Here is a 7,734-nt window from a genome sequence, read left to right on the forward strand (position 1 = left end):
AATCAAGATTCTAACTTTCTAACAAACTTTTTTGACACTGTAGTCGATCTATCGTTTTTAAACGATGGATTTTTTTATTTCCTCTATGTAAAAAATACACTTGTTCTTTTTTAATAAAAGTGGTAAATTGTCAATGGCTAACCTCAAATCGTAATTATTACGTTTTGTAAGTGAGAAGGATGTTTTACAATGCGAACCGTGTACCAATTGAGTTAAAGGCAAGGAGGCGCATATGCCAATTAGTCCTAGCGTCTTTAGATCAAGAAGGTACTCCGTACATGGGGAAATACAATGACTAAAATAAAGCAACGGAGAGCAGAGTCTATCTTGATGAGGAGTCTGGAGAATTAAGTCCAAAGAGAAACAAGAAGTTTAAGGAGTTTGATTAACTTATAGATCTACTTCTGCCTAAGGATTATAGATAATGTCTGCTGTTCATATCTTCAAAGAAAAGAGGAAAAATAATGAGTGTTAAGCAACATAAGGAAGAGGCACCTAAAAAGGTGAATTGTAAAGTCATCACAGTCAGTGACACACGTTCGAAAGAGACAGATAAAAGTGGGAGCTTGATTATCAAGGTGTTACAAGATGCCTCACATTCTATACAAGATTATCAAATTGTGACAGATGACTATGGGGCCATCTATGAAGCGATAAAGGAAGGATGTTTAGACAAAGAAATTGATGTCGTTTTGTTGAATGGAGGAACAGGTGTAGCAAAACGTGACGTTACAATTGAGGTTGTTCAAAGTTTAGTAGAGAAGCAACTACCAGGATTTGGTGAGATTTTCCGTATGCTAAGTTATTTAGAGGATATTGGATCTGCAGCAATTTTAAGCAGATCTATTGCAGGTGTTGCCCATGATACAGCTATTTTTTCGATGCCAGGATCCAGTGGGGCTGTCAAATTAGCTATGGAAAAGATCATTATTCCCGAGATATCTCATGTAGTGAGGGAAATACGGAAAGACTTAAGATAGAAGATAACAGTAAAGTGAGTATATGAATTTTATTATAATAAATTGTTGTGATTAATCGGCCTAAAATTAGGGAGTAACCTAACTCATAAATCGTAACTTTTTCGTTTTGAATTTCAAATAAATTCCTTTAGGAAACAATATTATTTTAAAGATAGATTAGGAGAGTGAACAAGGAATGAACGCGTGGTATGAAGAACATTTTCAAACCGACTATATAAAAATTTATCAACACAGGCACAGTGAAGCAGGCAGTGAATTGAAGGATCTTCTTGAATTAATCCCCTGGAAGAATGGTCAATCTGTTCTTGATTTGTGCTGTGGTTACGGAAGACATTCTCGCTACCTTGCTCAGCTTGGTTGGAGAGTGACTGGAGTGGATCTCTCTGCGCCACTTCTTCAAGAGGCTATTCACTTGTCATTGAACATGCCTATTCAATATATGAGGTGTGACATGCGGAAGATTCCGTTTCGTAAAGAAATGGACCTCGTTGTAAATATGTTTACAAGCTTCGGTTATTTTGACAGTGATGACGAGAATGAGAAAGTGATTGAGGGAGTAAGCCATTCTTTGAAGGATGGAGGATACTTTATTATGGATTATCTTAATCCTACATTTGTTAAAGAAAATCTTATTTCGTTTTCAAGAGAGGAAGTTGGATCGGTAGAACTGATTCAATATAGGAAAGTAGAGGAAGGACATGTACATAAAAAAATCATCATTAAATCCGGTAACGATGAAAAACGATATGAAGAGGTTATTAAGTTATATAATTTAGAAAAAATGATATCTATGCTAAATGAACATGGACTTGTCGTTCAGAACATCCTAGGTCACTATGATGCAAGTCGTTTTAATTCACAGCATTCACCTCGTATGATCTTTATTTGTCAGAAAGGTGCAAAAATAGATTTATAATTTGCCGCTTATGTACAGAAAGTCATAACTTCATAAAGTATTTTCTTAGACCATAAACATTCGTTTGGTAGCTTTTTCGCTTATAAAAATATGTAAAGCAACTGAAATTAAGTTCTGGATCAACGACAAAAAATTTCTTAGGTCATTAAACATCTCATACATAGGAGAAATTTTACTAATTTTATAAAAAAGTAGTTAATTAATTGACCGTACACACTGATTTAGCAACGGACTTACCTAATGGTAAGTCCGTTTTTGAAGTGCGCCCGGCATGGGTGCACTTTAGGAAACGAACAGGTTTTACTTGTTCGTTTTTGGGTTAATATCAATTAAATGTAAAAGGTTGGAGAGTGGAAGATTAAATCTTAAATAACGTGGTCAGAAGAAAAACGTTACATTATGAATCAATATATAGGGGTCCTGACGGCATTTCGCGGATTTTATACGCTAAGACAAATAACGTAAATTAGTATGACCAAAAACGTTGAAAGAGCGATGTTTTGGGTAATTGTTTTTGGTTTGGATTTTGGATATAAGAAAATCAACCAAAGAACCAACGGGAAACCACTCTACGATAATCACCAAAAACGGTCGTTTATGGTTTCGTTTTAAAAAGAAAATGGATATTTACGTTAAAGTAGATGATAAGAGATTGTGAACAAGTATACTTAAGCTAACTAGCAGTTTAGTTTAACTGGCCAAAATACTCTTACAGCAATAAAAAAATGCCTACGAAATCAATTGCGACTTCATAAGCGATTTTAATAGTTTCTTTGTGTTTTGTACTTAATAACGGAACCTGATAGTTTATCCCACACTCTTTTTAGTATTATTAATCCGTCTATGTTTTTTCTCCCATAGTTTTTCAATATAACCTGTACCAAATAGAACACCAGCTACAATAAATACAAATCCAATTAATTGTGAAGTTGTAATTGTTTCATTTAAAAAAATAGCGGAAAATACAAGACCAAAAAATGGAACAAAGTTGTTAAATATAGCTGTTTGTCCTGCACCTATCTGCTGAATAGCTGCATTAAAAACAATATATCCAATTCCTGTTGCCACTAACCCTGATACGATAAATAAAAAGTAAGTAAATAAAGATGCAGAAGTCATTTCACTGACCCCTCCAGGTTCGGTTATAAAACTAATAATCAACAATCCAATTGAGCCAGCTAGGTACATTATTGTTGTTACCTGTTTTGAATCAAGTGTTTCTGTTGCCTTTTTTACGAAAATAAAACTAATGGCTTGGACAAACATGGCAATAAATAAAATTAATTCTCCCTGAGATAATTGCATGTTACTGAATGATCCACCCTGAATAAAGAAGACGCCGGTTAATGCTAGACTAAAACCAATCACTCGTAATTTTGTTAATTGTTCACCTAAAAAGAGAACAGCAAGTATTGCAGTTGTGAGTGGAACTAATGCAAGAATTAAAGAAGCATTCGAAGCATCAATCATTGTTAAGCCTACTGCTATAAGCAAGTGGTGTAAGGTGACACCGAATAACATTCCAAGTAATGTATAGATCCATTCCTTTTTCGATAGACGACGAAATGATTTCCCCAGAACGATTATGATTAATGCTGTAATCCCAGCCATCATAATTCGAAAAGCTGTCATTGTTTGAGGGGGTAAATCTTCCACCAATACTTTAATTATAACAAGATTAAGTCCCCAAATAGCTGTAACAAAAAATACTAAACCGTAAGTTAGTAATAAGCGTTTTTGATTCACAAGTTACTCCTCCATTTTCCAAGTGTAATGCTATGTTCAACTATAAGTGCTATATTACTTTAACGTGTGTATAACACTCAACACACTTATATAACACTTAACCTTTGTGTTTTCATCTGTGGAACTTCTGTATGAAGACTTACTTAATAGCGTTTTATTCTTATGTATGAATAAATTTCCTTCAAGTGTTAAAATAAATATATTAACATCTGCTATATGAAATAAATCTATAACACTAACTAAATGTATAACACTTAGGAGGATTTATGGTGCAAATTGATATTCAAAGAAATAGAGGGGAATCACTATCTAAACAAATATATCAATCTATTGTTGACCGAATCCGTTCAGGACTTTTAGAAGAGGGATCGAAGTTGCCTTCTGTACGTAGTCTTTCCAAACAACTGGAAGTAAGTTTGGTTACAGCTTTTAAGGCGTACAAACAATTAGAACAAGATGGATTTGCTACTTCTATCCAAGGAAAAGGTACTTTTGTAAAAGCAAAAATAAGCGAGAAAAAGAAAGAAGAAGCAATACCTTCATACGATTGGCAATTATCACTTCAAGATTATCTACCAAGATCCCAGTTTGCTAGTTATCATATTGCTCCTCAAAAAGTTCATCTTTCATCGTCCATGATAGATCCTAAACTACTTCCAAACAGATATTTTGAGCATGAGGTACAACAGGTTCTTTCGGAGAATCCAGAGTTATTGTCTATATACGGGAATGTTCAAGGTGATAATCAACTAAGGAGTGAAATGTCTGCCTATTTAAAAAGGTCAGGGGTTACTTCTACACCAGAAAATATCTTAGTTACAAGTGGTCTTCAACAAAGTATAGATCTTATTGCTCGTACATTTGTTGGACCTGGGGATGTGGTGGTAATGGAAGCACCGACATACCCGGGGGCAATTGATATTTTTCGGGGAAGAGGTGCTACCATACTTACGGTGCCTGTTGATAAAGATGGAATGCGAATAGATATACTCCAAAACGTGTGTGAAAAACATAGACCAAAAGTTATCTTTACGATTCCTACATTTCATAATCCAACAGGTGTTGTTATGTCTCTAAAACGACGTAAGCAGTTACTTGATATAGCCGGGAGTATCCATTGTATTATTGTGGAGGACGATCCATGCAGTGAGATTTATTTTGAAAAAAAACCACCTGTCACCCTTAAAAGCATGGATCAGTTTGGTAATGTAATTTATTTAAGAGGATTGAGCAAAACGATTGCTCCGAGTTGTAGAATAGGAATATTAACAGCTTCTGGCTCTATTTTCAATCGTTTATTAGCTGCAAAAGCAAATGCTGATTTAGGAAGTCCTTTACTTACACAAAAGGCTATTCTTCCCTTGATTAACTCTAAAAGAATGATAGATCACTCAAAGAAGTTGAGGACGGCTCTAAAAATCCGAAGAGATTTAGCTCTTGATTTACTTACAAGTCTTTCTCCTGAGGGTGTATCTTGGACGATACCAGAAGGAGGATTAAATTTATGGATCAGTTTGCCTTCTTGGATTGATAGTCATCTTCTTTTATCAGAAGCAAAAAAACAACAGATAACATTTTTACCAGGATCAGCATGTTATCCAGTAGGGCAAGAAAATAATCATTTGCGTATTAGTTACTCATATATAAATGAGGAACTATTAACACATGGAATTACAACATTATGTAATATCTTTCATGCTGCGATTTCATCCCAAAAAATAAGTGAAAATAGGCCGAATTTTTAAATTGAGTTATTCCTTGAAAAATAAAACAGATTGTTAGAAAGAAGAGAGAAATAAGCAAACCGTTTACGTTTGATTACTTCTCTCTTGTGCTTGAAAGAATCACCATTGTAAATTGTTTAAGAAAGATAAAATGTCAGCTTGGATTTCTTCTTGATCCTCACCTAATGTCATTAAATGTCTTGAATTGGAATAACCCTTTACACTTTTACTTTCCGAAGATACATTTTGATAGATATAATCAGCACTTTCTTTATATAAGACTTCATCTAATTCTCCATATAAAATACATATAGACTTCTCAATTCTCGACAATCCTTCCATTGTTAAGTCAATGTATTCCTTAAACTGTAATAAACTATTAAATGAAGATGCTTTTAAATGATCCAATTCATAAGATATTTGCTCCTTGCCTTTTCCTTCTAATTGTTTATAAGTTAATGCATATTTTAGGACACGACTTTTTAACATGTCTACATCTCTCTTATAAGGAACAGACATCGTAACTATACCATTAACATTTAATTTTTGACCTACGTTTAAAGCGAAAATGCCACCTAATGATACACCAATTACAGCAATAGTTTGATAACCCTCATTCTTTAAAAATTGGTAACCTCCTTCTACACTTTTCCTCCAATCACTAGGGTTCGTAAGAAGTAATTGTTCGCTGGATAATCCGTGGCCCTCATATAATGGAGCGAAACAAGTATAATTTTCTTGATTCAGGTACCTTCCTAGTTTTTTCACATCCACCGTATTGCTAGTAAAGGAATGCAATAATAAAACCGCCTTTTTCCCGCCTTTTAATAAGAAAGACTTTGGTTGAACGACTTTTACCATTCATTTTACACCCCTATATATTCAGAATTTCTTTATAGTTGGTATTATATACTTTATTTTATCTGAAAACATTTGGGTTGGTTTATCAAACTTTATTTCAAAGCAACATTAAATACCTATTTTTTCTTGTGAAAAAGTGTACTTAAAGTAATGGGTGCTTGTGCGGCCGAGCCTAGGTCGTATCATATAGCGGGTGGGATTCCCGCCGAGTAAGAACTAGCCATTCGCTCGTACCGAGTCTTGGAGGGCTAAAGGTAACTTTAGTCTTTAAGCGTAGACAGTTAGATGGCGGGCCGAAAGCCAAGCGGTTGAAGGGATAGAGCTCCATAATGTTAGTAAATCGAGAGGGCTGATGCTTTAAGCACCGCAGAAAGCTACATTTTAACCTTTGTTAAAGGCAAGAAGGTTAAAACCTCTCTGGAGTCAGAGACCTTGGCACGTTATACATTGATATGATACGGCAACTCGGGAGACCCTACCGGTCTTTTCAGTTTGAAGAGTATGGTGTACAAGCGATAATAAGCAAGGAAACCAAATGCCGATTGTAGGGAGTCGGATAGCAGCGTAGTACCAATGAAATCGGGTAATGCCGATGGAGGAAAGGCTAGCTACCAGTTATCACCCTTACTAGGGAAACATTTACTACACACAGAGGTAGGGATATAAATGGAAACAAAACTACTAAGGATAGTAGAAATAGCAAAATCTGAACCCAAAATGAAATTTACATCTCTTACACATTTATTAAATGAGGAATCACTAGTTCAATGTCATCGTGAACTACCCAATAAAAAGGCAACTGGGGTTAAGGGTACAACTAAAGAGCAGTACGGTGAAAATTTGGAAGAAAACATAGTAGATTTAGTAAGTAGGCTCAAAAGCAAAAGCTATCGTCCTGTTCCCGTAAGGAGAATGTATATTCCAAAGCTCAATTCCAACAAGAAAAGACCACTGGGAATACCGGAACATGAGGATAAAATTGTACAAAAAGGCATCACGAAAATACTAAATACCATCAATGAAAATGACTTTCTAGACTGTTCTTTTGGATTCCGTCCAAATCGGAGTTGTCACGATGCTTTGAAAATACTAAACCACTATATCGAAAAGAAATCAGTAAATTATGTAGTAGATGTAGATATTCGCGGATGCTTTGACAATGTTGACCATAGATGGATGATAGAGTTCCTAAAACTACGAATCGCCGACCCTAGCTTACTGAGAATAATCGGTAGGTTCTTAAAAGGTGGATACATGGAGGAAGGTAAGAAATACAAGACAAACCATGGTACACCGCAAGGTGGAGTAGTATCACCGATACTAGCCAATGTATACCTTCACTATGTCCTTGACTTATGGTTTGAGAAAAAGATTCGGAAACAGTGCAAGGGGCAAGCATTCATAGTGCGCTATGCAGATGATTGTGTGTCACGAATGCAAACAAAGTGTGCTTGAAAAGCACACCTGGTACGCAATGCTGCACTTAAGATGAGAGAAGGCCTCTCGC

General features: G+C 35.3%; 7 protein-coding genes. 5 read left to right on the forward strand and 2 right to left on the reverse strand.

Annotated elements, in window-relative coordinates:
• Nucleotides 1-179: 179 nt before the first annotated feature.
• From ACFFIX_RS25800 to ACFFIX_RS25810, 3 genes are all read left to right on the forward strand, one after another.
• The gene (locus ACFFIX_RS25800; protein WP_378939252.1) at nt 180-299 is read left to right on the forward strand and encodes a hypothetical protein; all 120 of its coding nucleotides are present in this window, start codon (nt 180-182) and stop codon (nt 297-299) included.
• A 165-nt stretch (nt 300-464) separates the two neighbouring features.
• Nucleotides 465-980, forward strand: a complete 516-nt coding sequence (locus ACFFIX_RS25805) for a MogA/MoaB family molybdenum cofactor biosynthesis protein (RefSeq protein WP_378939254.1) — start codon at nt 465-467, stop codon at nt 978-980.
• A 175-nt stretch (nt 981-1,155) separates the two neighbouring features.
• Nucleotides 1,156-1,896 (forward strand): class I SAM-dependent methyltransferase, encoded by a 741-nt coding sequence (locus ACFFIX_RS25810; protein WP_378939256.1) that lies wholly within the window; start codon nt 1,156-1,158, stop codon nt 1,894-1,896.
• Nucleotides 1,897-2,703: 807 nt separating this feature from the next.
• Here the strand turns inward: ACFFIX_RS25810 and ACFFIX_RS25815 are convergent.
• Nucleotides 2,704-3,642 carry a DMT family transporter gene (locus ACFFIX_RS25815; RefSeq protein ID WP_378939258.1) on the reverse strand — a complete coding sequence of 313 codons (939 nt, stop codon included), beginning with the start codon at nt 3,640-3,642 and terminating at the stop codon, nt 2,704-2,706.
• Nucleotides 3,643-3,911: 269 nt separating this feature from the next.
• Here ACFFIX_RS25815 and pdxR point away from each other — a divergent pair, with 269 nt between their 5' ends.
• Nucleotides 3,912-5,387 carry a MocR-like pyridoxine biosynthesis transcription factor PdxR gene (gene pdxR, locus ACFFIX_RS25820; RefSeq protein ID WP_378939260.1) on the forward strand — a complete coding sequence of 492 codons (1,476 nt, stop codon included), beginning with the start codon at nt 3,912-3,914 and terminating at the stop codon, nt 5,385-5,387.
• A 99-nt stretch (nt 5,388-5,486) separates the two neighbouring features.
• Here the strand turns inward: pdxR and ACFFIX_RS25825 are convergent, their stop codons facing one another.
• Nucleotides 5,487-6,227 (reverse strand): alpha/beta hydrolase, encoded by a 741-nt coding sequence (locus ACFFIX_RS25825; RefSeq protein WP_378939262.1) that lies wholly within the window; start codon nt 6,225-6,227, stop codon nt 5,487-5,489.
• A gap of 666 nt (nt 6,228-6,893) precedes the next feature.
• Between ACFFIX_RS25825 and ACFFIX_RS25830 the strand changes: the two genes are divergently transcribed.
• The gene (locus ACFFIX_RS25830; protein WP_378939264.1) at nt 6,894-7,682 is read left to right on the forward strand and encodes a reverse transcriptase domain-containing protein; all 789 of its coding nucleotides are present in this window, start codon (nt 6,894-6,896) and stop codon (nt 7,680-7,682) included.
• The last annotated feature ends 52 nt before the right edge of the window (nt 7,683-7,734 follow it).

The sequence above is a fragment of the Metabacillus herbersteinensis genome (genome assembly GCF_042433335.1).
In the GTDB taxonomy this organism is placed as follows: domain Bacteria; phylum Bacillota; class Bacilli; order Bacillales; family Bacillaceae; genus Metabacillus; species Metabacillus herbersteinensis.